The 18,936-nt window shown below is 61.6% G+C and carries 19 protein-coding genes and 1 pseudogene; all 20 read left to right on the top strand.

Annotated elements, in window-relative coordinates:
* Positions 1-103: 103 nt before the first annotated feature.
* A complete protein-coding gene (locus tag P8L30_08230) occupies positions 104-454 on the top strand; it encodes a histidine triad nucleotide-binding protein (protein MDG2240175.1) in 351 nt (116 codons plus the stop codon).
* Between the two features lie 75 nt (positions 455-529).
* Positions 530-973: a GatB/YqeY domain-containing protein gene (locus P8L30_08225; GenBank protein MDG2240174.1), complete on the top strand. Its 444-nt coding sequence runs from the start codon at positions 530-532 to the stop codon at positions 971-973.
* Positions 970-3,333 carry an endonuclease MutS2 gene (locus P8L30_08220; protein MDG2240173.1) on the top strand — a complete coding sequence of 788 codons (2,364 nt, stop codon included), beginning with the start codon at positions 970-972 and terminating at the stop codon, positions 3,331-3,333. The genes P8L30_08225 and P8L30_08220 overlap by 4 nt, the downstream gene beginning before the upstream one ends.
* Entirely contained in the window at positions 3,330-5,132 is a 1,803-nt protein-coding gene (dnaG, locus tag P8L30_08215) for a DNA primase (protein ID MDG2240172.1), read from the top strand. The genes P8L30_08220 and dnaG overlap by 4 nt, the downstream gene beginning before the upstream one ends.
* Positions 5,133-5,145: 13 nt before the next feature.
* Complete coding sequence (locus P8L30_08210) at positions 5,146-5,991, top strand: hypothetical protein (protein ID MDG2240171.1); 846 nt, start codon at positions 5,146-5,148, stop codon at positions 5,989-5,991.
* Positions 5,988-7,766, top strand: a complete 1,779-nt coding sequence (recJ, locus tag P8L30_08205; GenBank protein ID MDG2240170.1) for a single-stranded-DNA-specific exonuclease RecJ — start codon at positions 5,988-5,990, stop codon at positions 7,764-7,766. The genes P8L30_08210 and recJ overlap by 4 nt, the downstream gene beginning before the upstream one ends.
* Positions 7,763-8,284, top strand: coding sequence for a 16S rRNA (guanine(966)-N(2))-methyltransferase RsmD (gene rsmD / locus P8L30_08200; protein ID MDG2240169.1), 522 nt, complete (start codon positions 7,763-7,765; stop codon positions 8,282-8,284). The genes recJ and rsmD overlap by 4 nt, the downstream gene beginning before the upstream one ends.
* Positions 8,281-8,781: a pantetheine-phosphate adenylyltransferase gene (gene coaD, locus P8L30_08195; GenBank protein MDG2240168.1), complete on the top strand. Its 501-nt coding sequence runs from the start codon at positions 8,281-8,283 to the stop codon at positions 8,779-8,781. Before rsmD ends, coaD begins: the two co-directional genes overlap by 4 nt.
* Positions 8,782-8,876: 95 nt before the next feature.
* A pseudogene (locus tag P8L30_08190) lies at positions 8,877-9,578 on the top strand (phosphate acyltransferase).
* A gap of 162 nt (positions 9,579-9,740) precedes the next feature.
* Positions 9,741-10,073 (top strand): STAS domain-containing protein, encoded by a 333-nt coding sequence (locus P8L30_08185; protein ID MDG2240167.1) that lies wholly within the window; start codon positions 9,741-9,743, stop codon positions 10,071-10,073.
* A gap of 47 nt (positions 10,074-10,120) precedes the next feature.
* Entirely contained in the window at positions 10,121-10,561 is a 441-nt protein-coding gene (locus P8L30_08180) for an ATP-binding protein (protein MDG2240166.1), read from the top strand.
* The gene (locus tag P8L30_08175; protein ID MDG2240165.1) at positions 10,558-12,132 is read left to right on the top strand and encodes a SpoIIE family protein phosphatase; all 1,575 of its coding nucleotides are present in this window, start codon (positions 10,558-10,560) and stop codon (positions 12,130-12,132) included. The genes P8L30_08180 and P8L30_08175 overlap by 4 nt, the downstream gene beginning before the upstream one ends.
* Positions 12,125-12,937: a 16S rRNA (adenine(1518)-N(6)/adenine(1519)-N(6))-dimethyltransferase RsmA gene (gene rsmA / locus P8L30_08170; GenBank protein MDG2240164.1), complete on the top strand. Its 813-nt coding sequence runs from the start codon at positions 12,125-12,127 to the stop codon at positions 12,935-12,937. The genes P8L30_08175 and rsmA overlap by 8 nt, the downstream gene beginning before the upstream one ends.
* Before the next feature lie 73 nt (positions 12,938-13,010).
* Entirely contained in the window at positions 13,011-13,646 is a 636-nt protein-coding gene (locus P8L30_08165; protein ID MDG2240163.1) for a redox-sensing transcriptional repressor Rex, read from the top strand.
* The gene (locus P8L30_08160; protein MDG2240162.1) at positions 13,643-14,515 is read left to right on the top strand and encodes an exonuclease domain-containing protein; all 873 of its coding nucleotides are present in this window, start codon (positions 13,643-13,645) and stop codon (positions 14,513-14,515) included. The genes P8L30_08165 and P8L30_08160 overlap by 4 nt, the downstream gene beginning before the upstream one ends.
* Complete coding sequence (locus tag P8L30_08155; protein MDG2240161.1) at positions 14,512-15,390, top strand: MBL fold metallo-hydrolase; 879 nt, start codon at positions 14,512-14,514, stop codon at positions 15,388-15,390. Before P8L30_08160 ends, P8L30_08155 begins: the two co-directional genes overlap by 4 nt.
* Positions 15,391-15,509: 119 nt before the next feature.
* A complete protein-coding gene (locus P8L30_08150) occupies positions 15,510-16,724 on the top strand; it encodes an acetyl-CoA C-acyltransferase (GenBank protein ID MDG2240160.1) in 1,215 nt (404 codons plus the stop codon).
* A 28-nt stretch (positions 16,725-16,752) separates the two neighbouring features.
* Positions 16,753-17,658 (top strand): type II CAAX endopeptidase family protein, encoded by a 906-nt coding sequence (locus tag P8L30_08145; GenBank protein ID MDG2240159.1) that lies wholly within the window; start codon positions 16,753-16,755, stop codon positions 17,656-17,658.
* Between the two features lie 20 nt (positions 17,659-17,678).
* Complete coding sequence (locus P8L30_08140) at positions 17,679-18,533, top strand: 3-hydroxybutyryl-CoA dehydrogenase (protein ID MDG2240158.1); 855 nt, start codon at positions 17,679-17,681, stop codon at positions 18,531-18,533.
* 132 nt (positions 18,534-18,665) lie between these two features.
* Positions 18,666-18,920: an acyl-CoA dehydrogenase family protein gene (locus tag P8L30_08135; protein MDG2240157.1), complete on the top strand. Its 255-nt coding sequence runs from the start codon at positions 18,666-18,668 to the stop codon at positions 18,918-18,920.
* The last annotated feature ends 16 nt before the right edge of the window (positions 18,921-18,936 follow it).

Genomic DNA, 18,936 nt, shown 5'->3' with positions numbered 1-18,936 from the left:
GTCGGGCGTCACATCCTCGCATTGCGCGGGCTTGGACGCGCAGACAAGATCGGAAGGATGGGAAGCGTGCCGTCCAATCATCCCTAGCCAGGCCGCCTGAGCTATGAGTCCAATCGACTGTCTCTTTTGCAAGATCGTCGCAGGTGATATTCCCGCTGAGGTTGTCCACCGGGACGAACGGGTCGTCGCGTTTCGGGACATCAGACCACAAGCGCCGACCCACATTCTCGTCATCCCAACGGAACACATCGCGTCGCTCGCGGAGGCTGATGATCATCACAGGGATGTGCTCGGAGATCTCATGGTCGTGGCCCGTGACTTGGCTCAGGCAGAGGGTGTGGCCGAGGAGGGGTATCGGACCGTCATGAACACGGGTGCGGACGGAGGGCAGACGGTCCATCACGTTCATCTCCATCTACTCGGAGGGAGGGCCCTGCGTTGGCCACCGGGTTGATTGACCGTTCCTCACGGTGAGGGGTAATCTTCGACTCCTCGTCACCCCCAAACCCGCACGGAGGGACTCCCAGGCGTGTCCACTGATCTTAAAAGCCGACTTAAAGCCGATCTGATTACGGCCCGAAAAGGCCGTGACAAACTTCGTACGCTGGTGATTTCCACGATGCTGTCCGACGTACGCAACATGGAGATCGATCAGCGCGTGGACGTTGATGACGACGGCGTTATCCAGATCCTTTCGAGGGGCATCAAACAGCGGAAAGACGCGTCGGAGCAAATGCGTGCCGCGGGCCGCGACGAACTTGCAGATGTCGAAGACGAGCAGGCCGCGGTCCTCAAGGGCTATCTACCGGAGGGTCTGTCGGAGGACGATGTGCGAGCGATCGTACGCCAGGCCATCGCCGACGGTGCTGACCAGATGGGGCCCCTCATGGGTCGTGTGATGCCGCAGATCAAGGGTCGCTTCGATGGAAATGACGCGAACCGAATCGTGCGCGAGGAGCTAGCCGCGGGTTGAGTCAGCACGCGCTCAAGGTCCTCGAATTCACCAGGGTGCTCGAGCGCGTCGCCACCCGAGCATCGAGCGAACTCGGACGTCAGAAGATCCTGGCGCTTCGCCCCACCAGTGACCCCGACTCTGCCAGAACAGAGTTGGCACGAGTTGCCGCCTCCATGCGTTTCGTAGAGGGCGCCCCGGACTGGGGCATGCTTCCAGTCCCCGACGTCAGGGGCGCGCTTGGGGTCATGACGGCCGAAGGGGCGGTGCTGGAACCGATCCAGCTCTTTCGGCTGGGCGTGCTGCTGAATTCATCGCGTCGACTTTCTTCAGACCTCATAGGCCACCCAGATGGGCTTCCAGAGTTGGGCGCGTTGGTCGCGCTGTTGGTGGAAGACCGTGACCTGGAGAAATCGATCGAACGTGCGGTGGACGATGAAGGGCACGTCCTAGACAGTGCGTCCGACGACTTGAAGAAGATCCGCAACCGACTGCGCGGCGCTCACTCGAAGATCGTGCGTAAGCTCGAGTCCTATCTCTCGACGATCCCAGCACGTTTCGTCGTGTCAGACGGCTCGGTCACGATCCGAGAGGGTCGGTACGTGGTGCCCGTCCGCCGCGAAGGGAAAGGCGAGGTGGGCGGTATCGTTCACGACGTGTCACAGTCGGGTGCCACGCTCTTCGTCGAGCCTCCGATGGCCATCGGCCTCATGAACGAGGTCCGTGACCTAGAGCGCGAAGAGGGCCAAGAGGTCCGGCGCATTCTGGGCGAGCTTACGGCGGAGGTAACGCCCCTGCGCGAGGCGATCAAAGGTGCCCTGGGCGCCCTCGTGGACTTCGACACACTCAATGCTCGTGCTAGAGCTGCCCTGAAGTGGCGAGCGTTCGTGCCGGCACTGGGTGGCAGAGAAGTGCGCATCAGCGAGGGGCGGCACCCGCTCCTCCTCGAAGCGGACCCCCAGGGCGTCGTACCGTTCGAGTTTGATCTTCTCGAGGATGAACGAACGATCGTGGTCTCCGGTCCGAACACAGGTGGAAAGAGCGTCTTTCTTAAGGCGACGGGACTCCTGTGTGCGTTGGCCCAGAGCGGTGTTGTGCCGCCTGTGGGGAAAGGGACGAGCTTGCCCGTGTTCGGCGCCTTTTTCGCGGATATCGGAGACGAGCAGTCGATTTCCCAGAGCCTGTCGACCTTCTCGGCACATCTCGCGAATCTGTCCGAGATCGTTGCCCAGGCGGATGACCGGTCACTCGTCCTGATTGACGAGATGGGCACCGGAACCGACCCCGCGGAGGGCGCGGCCCTGGCCAGATCAATCCTGGAGGAGTTGGTCGCCAGGGGTGCGACCACCTTGGTGTCTTCACATCTAGGGGACTTGAAGCGTCTGGACGCTGAAGGCAGTGGCATCGTGAACGCGTCGATGCAGTTCGACTCGGAACGCATGGAGCCCACGTATCGTTTTGTGAAGGGACGCCCTGGGCGCAGCTACGGTCTTCAGATCGCTCGTCGAATGGGATTCCCGGAAGACCTAATGGACCGCGCAGAGGGATATCGAGACGATGACGAGGGTCGTATGGAGGAGATCCTAGCCAGTCTCGAGCAGCGTGAGAGTGAAGCCGAGCGGTTGGTTCAGGAGTTGGATTTCGAACGTGGTGAAACGACCCGCCTCAAGGCTGAGTTGGTCACGCGCGAAAAGGCCGTGCGCCAAGCGGAAAGGGAAGCGGAAGGGCGCGCTCGGGACGACGCCCGCAAGCTCCTACTCGAGGCGAGGGCCGAGGTTGAGGAGGCGATCGCTTCGCTGCGCCACGCGGCGGAGACAAAAACGGACTTTGATGAGGCGGTGAGGCGTGCCCGAAGCAAGGTCGAAAAGGCTGCCCAGAAACAGCGACAGGCCCCCATGCGGCAGCGCACGCGAGACGCTTCGCCGGTCGCAGCGGGAGACCGTGTTCGTATTCAGGCGAGCGGGGCGCGCGGGACCGTCGCCGAGGTCCGTTCAGGCCGTGCCGTCGTGGAGGTCGGGGCCCTTCGTATGGAACTCTCACTCGCGGACCTAGAGATCGTCGATGCGCCGCAGCGGGCTGCGAGTCCCAAGCGTGATGGGGGCGGCTGGACTGGCCCCGACCGGGGCCAGGCTCGAATCGAGGTGGATCTCCGGGGGATGCGGGTAGACGAGATGGAGCTCGAACTGGTGCGTGCGTTGGACCAGGCCTTGATCGAGGATCTGTCCGAGCTCCGCATCATCCATGGAAAGGGCACCGGAGCACTGCGGGCGCGGGCGACGGAGATGCTGAAGCTGGACGCACGTGTCCAGGAGTTCCGGATGGGCGGTCCCACGGAGGGTGGCGCTGGAGTCACCGTCGCTCAGTTCAGGAGTGGCACATGATTCCGGACGACATGGTGGAAGAGGTACGGGCGGGCGCTGACATTGTCGATGTCATCAGCGAGTTCGTGCCTCTGAAAAAGGCGGGCCGTGAATTCAAGGCCAACTGTCCCTTTCACGAAGAACGAACGCCCAGTTTCTACGTCGTGCCGGATAGGGGCTTCTTCAAGTGTTTCGGGTGTGGGAAGTCGGGTGATGTCTTTTCGTTCCTGATGGAGCGCCAGGGACTCGACTTCGTGGAGGCGGTAAGACACGTGGCCGGCCGAGCGGGCATCGAGGTCCGTGAGGTGCAGCGGAACCGCGAAGAAGACGACCCGAACCGGCCGCTCTACGAGATCAACGGGTTCGCACGGGACTGGTTCCGCGGCCAACTCACCGATGAGGACGGGGGAAAGGACGCCCGGGAGTACCTGGAGGGTCGAGGCGTCAGCCCCGAAGTCGCCGAGCGGTACGGACTCGGCTTCGCTCCGGATGAGTGGCGTGGGTTGCGTGAAGCGGCTGCGAAGCATGGACTCGACGAAGCGCAGATGATGGAGGTTGGACTGCTCAAGGACAGTGAACGGTCTAAAGAACCCTACGACCGTTTCCGGTCCCGCATCATCTTCCCGATCGAGGCTCTATCCGGTCGGGTGATCGCGTTCGGAGGGCGGATCATCGGGGCCGACCACAAGGACGCTCCCAAGTATCTCAACTCACCCGAGACCCCGATCTACCACAAGGGACAGAACCTTTATGGCCTGTCCTGGGCGCGGCACGCCATCCGGCGAGAGGAAACCGTACTTGTGGTCGAGGGCTACATGGACGTGGTGTCCCTCGCGGCCCACGGATTCGAAAATGTCGTCGCGCCGTTAGGGACGGCGTTGACGACCGAGCAGGCCAAGCTCCTCGGACGGTACACCACTCGCGTCTTACTACTCTTCGATTCTGACGCGGCCGGCTTGAAGGCGACCTTCCGAGCTGGGGATACACTGCTCGAAGCGGGACTGCATCCCGCCGTCGTAACGTTACCGTCCGGGGAGGACCCCGACACGATCGTGCGCTCCGGAGGGGCAGAGGCCCTGTCGACGTATATCGATCAGGCCCTCGACGTCCTCGACCGGAAGCTCCAGATCCTCGACGAGAAGAATCACTTCTCGTCCATCGAGCGGACCCGAGGGGCGGTCGATCGTCTTTTTCCGACCATAAGAGCTGCAGCTGACCCAGCACTCCGAGACATCTACGTGGCGAAGGTCGCGGACCGGACAGGGGTGCGGCGCGAGACGCTCGAGGCGGAACTGAAACGTGCGCGATCGCCGTCCCAGGCGGTGCCTCAGTACACGCCGGCTCCGCCTCCTGGGCGCTCGGCGCCGAGGGTGCCGAAGCTCGGAGCGGAGCGGACGCTTCTTCTGCTCATGACGAAGAACCCTGACTTTGTCGAGAGAGCCGGAGAGCGGATGGGTTCAGAGGACTTTGTAGATCCTGCGCACAGGGCCATCTTTGAAGCTCTTCTCGACGACCCGGAACTGCGTGCTCCGCCGGTATCGATGGATCCTGTGGCCGCTCAGCGGTTGGAAGAGGTTCTGGCCGATCCGGAAGAGTTGGCGCATGCTGGAAGGGTATTCGACGAGTCAGTCGCTCGCATGCGCGTTGGAGCGCTCGACCGTCGTAGCCAGGACCTCGATCAGCGGATTGAGGTTGCGTCGGGAGATGACGAGAAGCGAACTCTGATCGAGGAAAAGGCGCGAGTGTCACAGGAACGACGTGACCTTGCTCCGGACGATTGGACCACGACGGCCCGCAGACTGCGGGGCGACAAAATTTGACCGAGCCTAATAGATGACGGAGCACCGCCGCACCGCCCTGAAAGAACTTCAGACGCTTGATATGCAGGTCGTGGAAGCCCAAAAGGCGATCCACGCTTTCGATCCGAAGTTCGAGGCAGTCGAACAACCCGCCCTCGCGCTGGAGAGCGAGTCCGAACGGACCCGCGCCAGGTTGAAAGAGATGGAGCTCGGAGAGAGCCGACTCGAGCTCAGCGTCCAAGAAAAGAAGACGCGTCAGCTCCGTCTCGATGAGCGCGTTGGCTCTGTCCGTAACCTCAGGGAAGAGGCTGCGGTCACGTCGGAACTGGAGATGGTCAAACGTGCGTTGCAGTCGGATGAGCAGGAGGCTCTCGCACTCCTTGATCAGATCCAGAAAATGAAAGAGCGCCTCATCGAGGTCGACGAAGGACTCGCTGCGGCCAAAGCTGAGTTCGAGCCAGCCATGGCTGCATTGGTCACAGCCCGGGACGAGGCAAAGGCTACGTTGGAGTCGCTCAACGGTGATCGCGAAAGGTATGTAGCAGACATGCACCCTGGTGAGTTGAAGCTTTACGACGCCATCCGGCGGGGTGGGCGCACGATTGCTGTCTCCGAGATAACGGAGGACGGCGCGTGCGGGCATTGCTTTGGCGTGGTGCCGTTGCAGTTCCAAAACGAAATCCTCCACGGGACAGCTCTCATCCGCTGTGAGTCGTGCGGGGTGATTCTCGCGGCCCCGGATCCAGAAGCAGTAGCTGCCGAAGCGGCCGCCGCAGAAGCTGCCGAAGCCGAAGCTGCCGCTGCTGCCGACGATGCGACGGAAGCGTCTGATGACTCCTCTGAAGCATCGTCTGACGAAGAGGACACGGCCGAGAAGTGACGGACGCCGGGTCGAACGGATCTTTAGCACGACTCCGTCCGCCCGCTCCTGATTGGGTTCTTCCGGACCCGCCGGAGGCTGCGCTTGTCCGGGCGCTCATGGAGGCGCTTCGTCTACCGGAAGCCGTCTGCGCAGTTTTGGCCGGACGAGGAATAGATGACCCTGAGACGGCCAAGCACTTTCTACGGCCACGCCTGGACGGCTTGTATGACCCCGCGCTCCTCGCGGACGGTGAGGTAGCAGCACGCCGCATTGCGACCGCGATCACGGGTGCTGAGACGATCCTCCTTCACGGGGATTACGACGTCGATGGCATCTGCGCCACGGCGCTTCTCACGAGGTGGCTGACTCGCCTCGGGGCTCATGTGGTTCCATTCGTGCCCCACCGCATTAGGGACGGGTACGATTTCGGCGCAGGAGGTCTGGCTGCGGCGCGAGAAGCCGGAGCGTCCCTGGTGGTCACGGTCGACTGCGGGACGATGGCTCACACGACAGTGAAGGAGGCCGCCGAGGCAGGAATCGATGTCATCGTCACGGACCATCATACCGTGGGGGCAGACTTGCCACCCGCCATCGCAGTCGTGAATCCACACCGTTCGGACTGCCCGTATCCCTTCAAGGATCTCTGCGGAACGGGACTCGCGTACAAATTGTGTGAATTGATCTCGCGCGCCTGCGGGGAAGAGGTCGAGGACTTACCGGAATATCTTGCTCTCGTGGCGCTGGCGACGGTCGCGGACTTGGTGCCGCTCCAGGGGGAGAATCGAGTGCTCGTGCATTTCGGCCTCCGTCAGTTCGCGAAGACCCGTGTGATGGGATTGAATGCCCTGATGAAGACAGCTGGTGTCACCGCGAGTGACATCACCGCTGGAAAACTCGGCTTCGTGGTTGCTCCTCGCATCAATGCCGCTGGGCGCATCGGGGAGTCCGCGGAGGCGCTTAGCCTCCTTCTCACGGATGATCGGTCGGAGGCAGCATCGCTCGCAGAACGTTTGGACGTTACCAACCGGGCCCGACAAGAAGAGGATCAACGCACATTGGCTGAGGCCCTCGATCAGCTCGAAGCCACGTACGACCCAGCTACAGACTTTGGTGTGGTCGTGGCAGCAGATGGTTGGCACCCAGGTGTGATCGGCATCGTCGCCTCGCGGGTCGTCGAGCGAATCCACCGCCCGGTAGTGATGCTCGCCATCGAAGGGGACCGGGCCAGAGGGAGCGCTCGTTCGATCCCCGGCTTCCACTTGTATGATGCGCTGGCAGAGTGTTCAGAGCATATGCTGCGTTTTGGCGGTCACAAACAAGCGGCCGGCATGGACGTGCCTCGAGAGGCGATCACCGCCTTCCGCGACGCCTTCAACGCGGCGGCTCGGCGAAGGTTGGAGTCGAAGGAGCTACGCCCGACGATCCGCACCGACCTCGAGGTACACCTCGGTGATGCGGATCTCCAATTGGTACACTGGCTCAGCTACCTCGGCCCGCACGGGATGGGAAATCCCGGGCCGAATTTTGTCGCAAGAGGAGTACAGATTGAACAGGCCAGGATCGTGGGAAGTGACCATCTGAAAGCCACGCTGGTACAGGGGACCGGACGAGTCGATGGAATCGGCTTCGGTCTCGCGGCTATACACGACCTGGAGGACATCCAAGCGCACACGCAGGACGTCGTGTTCAAGCTAGAGCGCAACGAGTGGCGGGGATCATCACGCCTGCAGGCTCGGATGATCGCACTGCGTCCGGCTGTATCTGCTTCCGAGACCTCCGAGGTTCAACCTTGAGGATCATCGGAGGTGCCTGGCGGGGACGCCGGTTGAAAGCTCTGAAAGGCAAGAATGTTCGCCCGACCACGGATCGAGTCAGGGAAGCGTGGATGTCGGCGATGGGGGGGCGATTCGACGGACTGAGTGTGCTCGACCTGTTCTCCGGATCGGGCGCCCTTGGCCTGGAGGCGCTCAGTCGTGGTGCAGAACGTGTCGTCTTCGTCGAGCAGTCACGGGCCGCCAGAGACGTGATCCGCGCGAACATCGAGTTGCTCGGGGCGGAGGCAAAGTGCCGAGTCGTGTCCACGGACGTGTTCCGCTTTCTCCTGGGGCGACCGGGGGACTTCGATCTTGCCGTAGCGGATCCGCCATACGCCACGGGCGACGCGGCTAAGCTGGTGGCTCATTACCTCGAATCACCGTTTGCGCGCGAGCTTTGGTTGGAGCATCCTTCGCGCGAGACGTTGGACGTACCGGAGACCGCGCGCACCAGGCGCTACGGTGACACGGCCCTCACGACCCTTTCAGAGTCATGACATCCAAGAGTCCACTTATAGCGATCTACCCCGGCTCCTTCGACCCAATTACCCGCGGGCATGAGGACATTGCGAGGCGTACCCTTCGTGTCGCCGATCGCGTGATCATCGCGGTGGCGCACACGGCGAGCACCGACAAGACGCACCTCTTCAACGTAGAGGAGCGAGTGGACTTGATCGACGAGGTATTTGCGGAGGAAGATCGGATTCAGGCGATGTCCTTCGGGGGGCTACTCGTCGACTTCGCGAGAGAACAAAACGCGCATGTGGTGGTGCGAGGTCTCCGAGCTGTTTCGGACTTCGAGTACGAACTCCAGATGGCCCAAATGAACCAGGAATTGTCACCCGAGATCGAAACGTTGTTTCTCGTTCCCGAAGTGGATTACTCGTTCTTGTCGTCCTCTTTGGTCCGACAAGTCGCCTCGTTGGGCGGTGATGTGTCTCGTTTCGTTTCCCCTTCCGTTCTCGCAAAGCTGAAGGAACGGTTTCATAGCTAGTGCGGATCAGTCCGTGACCCCGGGGGCCGTGGGGTCCTCCTAAGAGCTGCGAGCCCGTGCTCGTGACCGGTGCCTCGTGTTCCCGGAAGGCGAAGATGTCAGGGTCCAGGCAGCTGCCGTGTCATCGGGGTGTCACCGATTCAGAAGCACGGGCCTTTGTGCGCGACCCTCTTATTCAGGGAGCGCTGACCGTGCATCTCGGCGAGGCGGACGGCTCTGTGGCAGGATGTGTCCGCACGACCGGTGACGTCATCCTCGCCGGACTGTGGGGAGTGGGAGTAGACGACGGATTCGAGGCCGTGAGTTCTGCGTTCTACACAGTCTTTCCTGAAGTGCACCCGCGTGCCTCCGAGGTGCTCACTTTCACCGATGCCGGTGTAGTGTCGAAGCCGGCACCGCGCCAGCTTGCGGAGATCGCGGTCGCCGCTGCGCGGTCGTGACGGCTTGTGGTGGGTGAGGAGCCGCGAGTCGCTTTCTTGTCGTACTCCACGCTGGGTTCGTCGGCCGGCCCGTCAATCGAACGGGTGCGGGAAGCTGCGGCGATGTTTCGGACTCTGATGCCCGGTGTCACCGTGGAGGGCGAGATGCAGGCAGACGCCGTGCTCAATCAGGACGTTGCGATTCGAAAAGCCCCGGAATGAGCCATTTTAGGCGACGCGAACGTTCTCGTATTCCCGGACTTGAATGCGGCGAATATAGCGTACAAGCTGGCCGGACAGTGGGGTGGAGCGCAGGCTTTGGGGCCTGTGCTGCGGGGGTTTCGACGTCCGTGCAACGACCTCTCCCGCGGCGCAAAAGTCGACGATAATTGTGGCTATCTCGCTCATGGCTCCATAGGCTGTCGTGAGTCTGCGCCTTGCTTGAACATTTGTTCTTTTTTTAATTTCGATGCGCCGCTGTGTGGGGAGTCTCGTCTCCTGCCTAGGCGGCCCGCGAATCCAACTCCGGAGCAAGAAATCATGGGCTTTCAGGTGTCACAGAGCGGTGGTGTCACGCTCGTCGAGGTCGAAGGTCAGCTAATCGTTGGGAACCGCCAGGAGTTGAAGCAGCGGGTCCTGGAGCAGTTGGAGGGCGGAGACCGAAAGTTCGTGGTCGACTTCTCGAGCACGGGCTATATCGACTCATCCGGACTTGGTGTCCTAGTGAGTCTCTCGAAGAAGATCCGGGAGCAGGGCGGAGAGCTTCGGCTTTCGAGCCTCAATGAGGACCTGCGGACCCTATTCGAGCTCACCAAGCTCGATACGCTGTTCCGCATCACGGATACGAAGGAAGAAGCCCTAGATGGCTTTTGATCGGGACCCGTCTCGGCTCGCAGACTCCGGACGAGCCTCTGAACTAGATGGCTGACGACCTGGTACTCGAGTTGCCGAGCGATGTCCGTTCTATCGAACATGTCGTCGACTACGTCATGTCTGCGTGCAAGACGTGCAGTTGTGATGCCCGCCGGATGCGTCTGAACTTTCGCGTAGGGCTCACCGAGGCCCTCTCGAACGCGATGACGTACGGCAACGGTGATGACCCTGCCAAACGTGTCAGGGTCGAAGTGACCATAAAGGGTGCGCGTATCGAAGCGCGCATCACAGACCAGGGTGTCGGATTCGATCCCGGATCCGTACCCGATCCGACCTCGCCCGATAACCTGCTCAAGTCGGGCGGTAGAGGCCTATTCCTTATGCGTCAGCTGTGCGACGAAGTGTTGTTCAATGACCAAGGGAATCAGGTCACTTTGGTTCTTTGCCTTGAGCAAGGCGTTCCGCTTGAGGGCGGCGCCCAGGCGTGAGCGCTTCGGGTCGGCTCGTCCTAGGGACGTTGCCGCCACCTGTTGTTCAGACCCTCCACGATTTCGAATCGGCGTTCGGGGTGTCGATTCGGTTGGTCGTGCCTCCCGCGGAACCCGGCGCGGCTGTTGAGATCGTCTACTCCAGTGACGTCTTCGATCCCACGGCTCAGAAACAGAGCCGGCTGGTTGTCGCGCATCATGGGCCAGAGTTGGAGTTGCAGGTTGCAGGGTCGGGCACGCCCACGGAGACGGTTCTGGCGGTTCTAGCGCCCGCGTTGGAACGCAGCTTTGAAGCTGCTCGAGAATTCCACTTCTTCACCTACGAGCTATCGGAACGATTCGAGGAGATCAACCTCCTCTATTCGATCAGTGAGACGCTCGGGGCGACGTTGGATATCGGTGATGGCGCACGGAAGATCCTAGGCGAGGTCCGTGACGTTATGGGCGCCAAGCGGGGGTCGCTCTGGGTTTACGAGCCGGATGGAGACGAACTGCACCTCGCGGCGGAGGTCGGTGATGATGGTCGATCCGGGCCGCTTTCCGCCGCACACCCTGACGCCGTCACCTCCATGGTCTTCCGAGAAGGACAGGCGATCATCGCATCTCGGCGTCCTACTGGAGAAGAGCGAGCGACAGGAGAGAGCGAAGATTCGTTCTTGTCGGTTCCTATCCGCTATACGCCGGCCTCGGGAGAATCTCGCACCGTGGGCGTCGTGAACCTCATCGGGCGTCACGACGGGGGCCGGTTCAGCGCTGCTAACCAGAAGCTGCTTGCTGCCATCGCTTCGCAGATTGGCGCGGCCCTCGAGAACAATCGCTTGGTGCGCGAGAGCCTCTCCAAGGAGCGGATGGCTCGCGAGATGGAACTCGCCAACGATCTCCAAATGAAGCTTCTGCCGGTGCCGGAGCGATTCGACTGGGTTGAGGCGGCAGGTCGGGTGCAGCCGGCAGAGCAGGTAGGGGGTGACTTCTACCAGCTATTTCAGCTTGCCGAGGGACGGGTTGGGGTCATGCTCGGCGATGTGTCGCTCCATGGATTCCCGTCGGCGCTCATCATGACGCTCACCATGAGCGCCGCTGGGATCTATGCACGGGAGGGCTCGTCCCCCGCTGAGGTATTGCGCTCCTTGGATGACGCTCTAGCCGAAGAGCTCGAGGCCACGGAGATGTTCCTCACGGTCTTCTACGGTGTCCTGGACCCGGCCGCGGGTACCCTGACGTATTCGAATGCTGGGCATCCCCACGCGTTCGCGATGCGGGACGATGGTGACTCACTGCGTCTCACCGCCACCGATCCACCGGTTGGCTTTGCGGGCCCAGACGCGTTCGATGAGGTGACAGTCGAATGGGATTCAGAGCGGGATTTACTTCTGCTGTTCACGGATGGCCTTTCGGATATGCTGGCGTCATCGACTCGCGGGGACGGAGAGAGCTTGATTCTGGACACTGTGGCTACGCTCAGGTACCGCAAGGCAACGGAGATCGTGGAGGCGCTGTTCTCGCTCTCTCCCGGGGACAGTGAGGCGAGTAAGCTCGGGGACGACCGTGCGGCTCTAGTGGTCCGTGTCTGACGAGCGACACAGAGCCAAGAGATCTCTAGGCCAGAACTTCCTCGTCGATCACAATCTCCAACGAAAGATCGTGGCCAGCCTGGGTGCGAGCCCTGACGATGAGGTGCTTGAAATTGGACCCGGCAGGGGCGCTCTGACCCGACATCTGGTGGGATCAGTACGCCGGCTCGTTCTCGTCGAGCTCGACAACGACCTGGCCGCTAAGTGGGCTGAGGAGTACGCAGATCGTGACGATGTCGTAGTTGTCCACGGCGACGTGTTGGCTACGGACCTCTCCGCGGTGTTGGACTCTCCCGAGAAGGCGTTGGTCGTCGGAAATATCCCCTACAACATCACGTCGCCGATCATCTTCAAGCTCCTCGAGCCGCCGCGCCCCAGGGACGTGGTCCTCATGGTCCAGTCCGAGGTGGCCGACAGGGTTGCAGCTCAAGTCGGGACAAAGGCGTATGGCGCGCTCTCAGTGGGTGTCCGCAGCGTGGCTCGAGCGAAGCGCCTTTTTGGGGTGGGTCGCGGAGCGTTCCGGCCCGTTCCGGGTGTGGACTCGGCGATTCTCCGAATCACGCCGGAGCACCCCGCCCCAATGGATACCGGTGAGGAAGCTGCCCTAAGGGTGCTGGTGCGTGCTTCATTCCAATGGCGCCGAAAACAACTGCAGAAGATTCTGCGTGATCACCCCGATCTCAGAGTCCCGACGGACTCGCTCGACCGTCTGGCGGAGATAACGGAGATCGACCTGTCCGCGCGGCCCGAGACGCTTTCGCCGCAGGTCTTCATGCGGCTATCGGCCGCGTTGCCGCGGGCGTAGCTCTGGCCTAACTTTTTTTTGAAGAATCTCACAAGCGGCGCCTCTTCCGTCGTGCGGACCTCATTTCTTGCCTGTGTCTAGACGCATTTCCCAATCGACGGTCCGCCGTCTGTCCCATTATCTCAGGGCTCTCGAGGGTTTCGAAGGCGAGGGCGGTGGGACGGTTTCGAGTGAAGAATTGGCCTCTCGCGGCCAAACGACGGCCGCTCAGGTCCGCAAAGACCTTTCGCACTTCGGTTCGTTTGGGAAGCGTGGGCTCGGCTACAACGTTGAGGAGCTTCGTGACCGCCTGAAAGCGATCCTCGGCGTGGATCGCGTTTGGAGGGTGGCCCTCATTGGAGCCGGCCGGATCGGATCTGCTCTCTTTGAATACCCCGACTTCAAGGAACGCGGCTACGAGTGTGTCGTGGTTCTCGATAACGACCCCGAGAAAGTCGGAGTCAAATGGGGAGAGACGACGATCAGGGACGTACACGAGCTGGAAGCTGTGATCACTGATGAACGCATCGATCTGGTCGTCCTGGCCATACCCGCCACCGCCGCTCAAGAAATTGCGGAACGTGCCGTGTCTGTTGGCATCAAAGGCGTCCTCAACTTTGCGCCAGTCCAGATCAATGTGCCCGCCCACGTCCCTGTCGAGGACGTGAATCTCGTGATGGAGCTGGAAGCACTGTCCTTCCAGATCACGCGGCGCGGGGCGGCGGAGTGACGGGAACTCGAGATGCATCGCTCCTTCGCCGGGCAGCGGAAATTCTCAAGGACAACCCTACCCACACGCTCGACTTGGCCCAGGCGGTGCTTGGGCTCTCTGGACATCCGGGGGCCGCTTCAGCGGCAGTATTCCAACTGCTTGGGGCCGATCCGCGGTTTTTGGTGGACGGTGAAGGCATGTGGACCCTCGATCCGACCTTGGCGCCGCTTGGGGTGTCCTTAGGGGAGGTCTCCTTTGCGGTTGTAGATGTGGAGACGACCGGTGGCCGGGCATGGGACGGGAGCCGTATTACGGAGATCGCGATCGTCGAGGTGTGCGGCGGCACGATCGTGGACGAATACCAGACCCTTGTGAACCCGGCCATGGGCATACCGGCGATGATTACATCACTCACCGGTATCACAGGAGCCATGGTCTCGGGAGCTCCCTATTTCGAACACATCGGCGAAGAGATTACGCGCAGGCTAGAAGGGCGGGTCTTTGTGGCGCATAACGCCACCTTCGACTGGAACTTCGTGTCGGCTGAGCTGGTGCGTGCCAACCTCGATGTGCCCACCGTGCCGAAGCTGTGCACTGTTCGCATGGTGCGTAGGCTCGTGTCCACCGTGAGGCACCGGAACCTCGATGTTGTGACCCGGCATTTCGGCATCGAGATCGATGGACGACACCGTGCCTACGGAGATGCGTTCGCCACCGCTCGTGTGTTACTTCGACTCCTGGACGAAGCAGCGGGACGGGGAATTGAGGATCTGGCCACGCTCCAGTGGTACTTGAAGCGCCGCCGCCAGGGGAAGGCGTTCGATCCTGAGCAGTTCTCACTCGAACTTCTCGGACCCGAATCACAGACCCGAAAGAGGCGCCCATGACGATGCCTGACTCTCCTGACTCTCCTCGGAGCACCCAGGTGGGTGGAATCCGCATCCATGCTATCGAAGCGGGACACCAATGGTTGGACGGCGGCGCGATGTTCGGCGTGGTGCCGAAGCCGCTCTGGGAGCGTCGAATCCCTGCGGACGAACGCAATCGTATTCCGTTGGCTCTCCGATGCCTCCTCGTCGAGGCCCCCGGCGCGCTCGTCCTGATTGATACGGGAATCGGGAACAAAGAGAGCGACAAGTTCCACGACTTATATGGCGTGGAGAACGAGGGCACTCCCTCCATGCTCGAGGATGGCATTCGGGCTGCCGGCTTTTCCCCGGACGATGTAGACATCGTACTCAACACGCATCTCCACTTCGACCACGCGGGAGGGAACACATTCGTGGACGCAGAAGGGCGTGTCGCTCCGTCATTTCCCCGTGCTCGTTACGTCGTGCAGAAGGGTGAATTCGACTTCGCTCATGGAGGGAACGAACGTGTTCGCGCCAGCTATCTGGCGCGAAATTTCGATCCGATCGCTGAAGCCGGTCTTTGGGATTTCGTCGAAGGGCCGGCGCAGGTGACGGAGGGAATAAGGGTCGTGCCCAGCCCTGGGCACACACCGTTTCACCAGTCTGTCCTTATCGAGAGCGAGGGTCGAACGGCGTGTTATTTGGCGGACGTCTGTCCGACGGCAGCCCACGTGCCTTTGCCGTGGATTATGGGCTACGACCTAGAGCCGTTAGTGACGCTCGAGTCGAAGCGAGGCCTGTGGACGCAAGCGCGAGAAGAGGATTGGCTGCTCGTGTTTGAGCACGATCCACAGGTAGCCTGGGGGCGACTGGATCCTGGATCAGACCGGCCAACGCTCGTGTCGCAATAAGTAGGCGGCGGGACGAGTAAGTCCCGTGACCACTATCTCCTTTTTCGGTATCTTGAAGGGCTTACGGTCGGCGAATCTTTTGGTGCCTGCCGGTGAGGCTTACTCGCGAACTCGGCGTCATGACCGATAAATCGAAGATACCCGTGATTCTTAAGGGAGGCGCCCGCACTCCCATAGGTCGTTTCCTTGGTGGCCTGAGCCCGCTGACTGCTGCCCAGTTGGGTGCCGTTGCGGTCCGCGCGGCCATCGAGCGCTCTGGCATAGACGCCTCCGAGATCGATGAAGTGATCATGGGCAACGTCGTCTCGGCCGGAGGCGGTCAGGCCCCCGCGCGGCAGGCTGCGGTTCACGGTGGAGTACCGCCCACGATCCCTGCTGTCACGATCAACAAGGTGTGCGGCTCTGGACTCAAAGCTGTCATGCTCGGCGCCCAGGCGATCCGGGCGGGAGATGCACGGCTCGTTCTCGCCGGCGGGATGGAGTCCATGTCCAACGTGCCCTACTACGCACGGGGCATGCGTAGTGGTGTGAAGTTCGGGAACCAAACTCTTGAGGACGGTCTGATTCACGACGGCCTGTGGTGTTCCTTCGGGGATTGCCACATGGGCGGTCACGCCGAGTACACGGCGACGAAGGCGGGTGTCAGCCGTGAGGAGGCAGATGGATTCTCGCTGCGCTCGCACCAGAAAGCGGTAGCCGCTATCGAAGCCGGCCGATTCAAAGACGAGATCGTGGCCGTCGAGGTGAAGAACAGGAAGGGTGTTACCGTGGTGGATACGGACGAAAGCCCCCGGGCCGACACCTCTGTTGAAGCCTTGGGCAGGCTCCGGCCCGCATTCGTGCGCGACGCCCCCGACGACATCGACGTACATGTCGTGACCGCTGGGAACGCGCCCGGCCTCAATGACGGAGCCGCTGCGATCATGGTCGCGTCTCTCGAGTACGCTGAGGCGAACGGACTCGCCATCGACGCAATCATCTCGGGCTACGCGACCGGAGCTACAGAGCCCCAAGATCTGTTCTTTGCTCCGATTGCAGCCGTGAACAACCTCATGGCCAAAGAAAACAAGGCCATTGGGGACTACGACCTCGTGGAGGTGAACGAGGCTTTTGCTGTGCAGGCCATTGCCGATATGAACGCACTCGGGATGGACGAAGCGCGCGTGAATGTGAACGGAGGTGCGGTTGCGCTCGGGCACCCCATCGGTGCATCAGGCACCCGTATTCTGATCACACTTTTGAACGCGATGGACCAACAGAGCGCGGGGACGGGCCTCGCGACGCTTTGCCTCGGTGGCGGAAACGCCGTGGCTCTGTCTGTCGAGAAAGCCTAGGAGTTGGCCCCTGGAACGAGGCTTTCGTTTGCCTGAAGGTGCCTCGACCGGGTCACCGTTCACGCAGGAGAATGGGCGGGTCCGGGTCGGATGGCGGATTTCGCTCTTCGTGTTGATCACGATGGTGGTCACAGGGCTGGCGGGAGTCGTACTCCCAGCGGGGCTTCAGTTTGGCTCCTTTGCGCTCCTGTTGGGCGCGCTGTTGGGGGGCTGGAGCATGTTGGCGTTGGACGGGAAGTCGCCTGATGCCCTCGGTTTATACGTCGAACGTTCTACGGCGAGAGAGATGGCGCTGGGGACGACGATCGGCGTCGGGATCGCGTTGGTGGTAGTAGGTGTGATGGCAGCGGCGGGAGGCCTGACTTGGTCGGCTCAGCCCGGCTCTGCCGCCGAGTGGGTTAAGGGGGGCGTAGGCGCTCTACTTTTGCTGACGGTGCCCGCAGCTGCGGAGGAAGCGCTGCTGAGGGGATATCCTCTTCAAGCGCTTGCAGAGGCGGTTGGGGCTCCGCTGGCTTTGGTCGCGACTTCCGTCGCGTTTGGCATGATGCACATGGGGAACCCGGATGTGACGGCGCTGGGGTTGGCCAACGTCACGGCGGCGGGACTCCTCCTGGGTGCGGTGTACCTCCGGACCGGGAGCCTGTGGTGGGCGACCGGCGTGCATCTCGGTTGGAATTGGGCGCACGGGTATCTCGTGGACCTGCCGGTGAGCGGTTTAGAGATTCTCGATGCGCCGTTGTACGAAGGTGCTTCTGCTGGGCCTGACTGGTTGGGCGGAGGAGCCTTCGGGCCGGAGGGTAGTGCGGTGACGACTGTTGTCGTTCTGGCCGCCAGCGCTCTCGTATGGTGGGGCGGCTGGTTGAAACCGAGCGAAACGGCGTTGAGGTCGGAGCCGCTGGTGTTTGACGGACGAAACGAATCAATAGGGTCATGAGACCGGAGGAAATAGAGAGCATGAGTATCGATCGGATCGCTGTTGTCGGTGGAGGCACGATGGGCAACGGCATCGCCCACGTCGCCGCGCAGAACGGCAAGTCGGTGCGCATCTTAGACCTCTCCAGCGACGTTCTCGAGAGTGCGCTCGCGACCATCGCCAAGAATCTCGATCGGCAGGTCAAGAAGGAGCTCATCGACCAAGCCGCTCGCGACGCGACGCTCGCGAGGATCGAGACCACGACAGATGTGGCCGCTGGTGCAGAGGGTATGGACCTTGTGATCGAGGCGGTCCCCGAGAAGGCGCAGCTCAAGTACGATATTTTTGAAACGCTCGATCGGGCAACGGGCCCTGAGACGATACTGGCGAGCAACACTTCGTCGATCTCCATCACCGAGATTGCCGCACGTACAGGTCGCCCCGACAAGGTCATTGGGATGCACTTTATGAATCCCGTTCCGGTCATGAAGCTCATCGAGGTCATTCGTGGCCTCGCGACGAGCGATGAAACGACCCGGAAAATCTTTACGTTGTCTGAGGAACTCGGGAAGACTCCGGTGGAGGTCAACGACTTCCCTGGTTTCGTTGCGAACCGGGTCCTGATGCCGATGATCAACGAGGCCGTCTTCGCACTCATGGAGGGCGTCGCCGAGCCTGAGGCCATCGACACCATCATGAAGCTCGGGATGAACCACCCGATGGGTCCGCTCGAACTCGCGGATCTGATTGGCTTGGATACGTGCCTCAACATTCTCGAGGTGCTGCACCGAGAGCTGGGCGACGACCGATACCGGCCTTGCCCGCTCCTCCGGAAGTACTGTGCAGCCGGATGGCACGGCAGGAAGAGTGGGCGTGGGTTCTACAACTACCCGTAGGGGACGACGATGATGTGGACGCAGGAGCAGGAAGAAACTGGCCTGAGAGTTCGCCGAGGGTGAACTCCTCGTGTCCACGTAGGTGTCGTCCTCGAGGAACTCGCCTGGGGCGACGAATCGGTGGCTCTTTCGGTGGCCTTCACAACGGGCGCTCGACTCCTCGCACACGACGTAGCAGCAGCCATTTCTGCCACGAACGACGGCGCGGGGCACCCACGAACCGGAGCCGACGGCGTCACCTCCCGAGCCGCCAGCGCAAAGCTGGCTGCGTCTGAGGCCGCTACCTGGTCCGCCGCCGAAGCTGTCCAGGTCTTTGGCGGATACGGATACATGCGACATTACCCGGTGGAGCAATTGCTCCGAGACGCGAAGGGTACCGAGATCTAGGAAGGCACGAACGAGA

This window comes from Longimicrobiales bacterium (genome assembly GCA_029245345.1).
In the GTDB taxonomy this organism is placed as follows: domain Bacteria; phylum Gemmatimonadota; class Gemmatimonadetes; order Longimicrobiales; family Gaopeijiaceae; genus CALFPJ01.
Note: the sequence above shows the minus strand (reverse complement) of the source record. Positions and strands in the feature narration are given on the sequence as shown.

Coding starts and splice junctions, on each gene's coding strand:
- P8L30_08185 (MDG2240167.1), top strand. CDS start 9,741: ATGGGCTTTCAGGTGTCACAGAGCGGTGGTGTCACGCTCGTCGAGGTC.
- P8L30_08155 (MDG2240161.1), top strand. CDS start 14,512: ATGACGATGCCTGACTCTCCTGACTCTCCTCGGAGCACCCAGGTGGGT.
- P8L30_08180 (MDG2240166.1), top strand. CDS start 10,121: ATGGCTGACGACCTGGTACTCGAGTTGCCGAGCGATGTCCGTTCTATC.
- P8L30_08230 (MDG2240175.1), top strand. CDS start 104: ATGAGTCCAATCGACTGTCTCTTTTGCAAGATCGTCGCAGGTGATATT.
- P8L30_08210 (MDG2240171.1), top strand. CDS start 5,146: ATGACGGAGCACCGCCGCACCGCCCTGAAAGAACTTCAGACGCTTGAT.
- P8L30_08150 (MDG2240160.1), top strand. CDS start 15,510: ATGACCGATAAATCGAAGATACCCGTGATTCTTAAGGGAGGCGCCCGC.
- P8L30_08140 (MDG2240158.1), top strand. CDS start 17,679: ATGAGTATCGATCGGATCGCTGTTGTCGGTGGAGGCACGATGGGCAAC.
- dnaG (MDG2240172.1), top strand. CDS start 3,330: ATGATTCCGGACGACATGGTGGAAGAGGTACGGGCGGGCGCTGACATT.
- coaD (MDG2240168.1), top strand. CDS start 8,281: ATGACATCCAAGAGTCCACTTATAGCGATCTACCCCGGCTCCTTCGAC.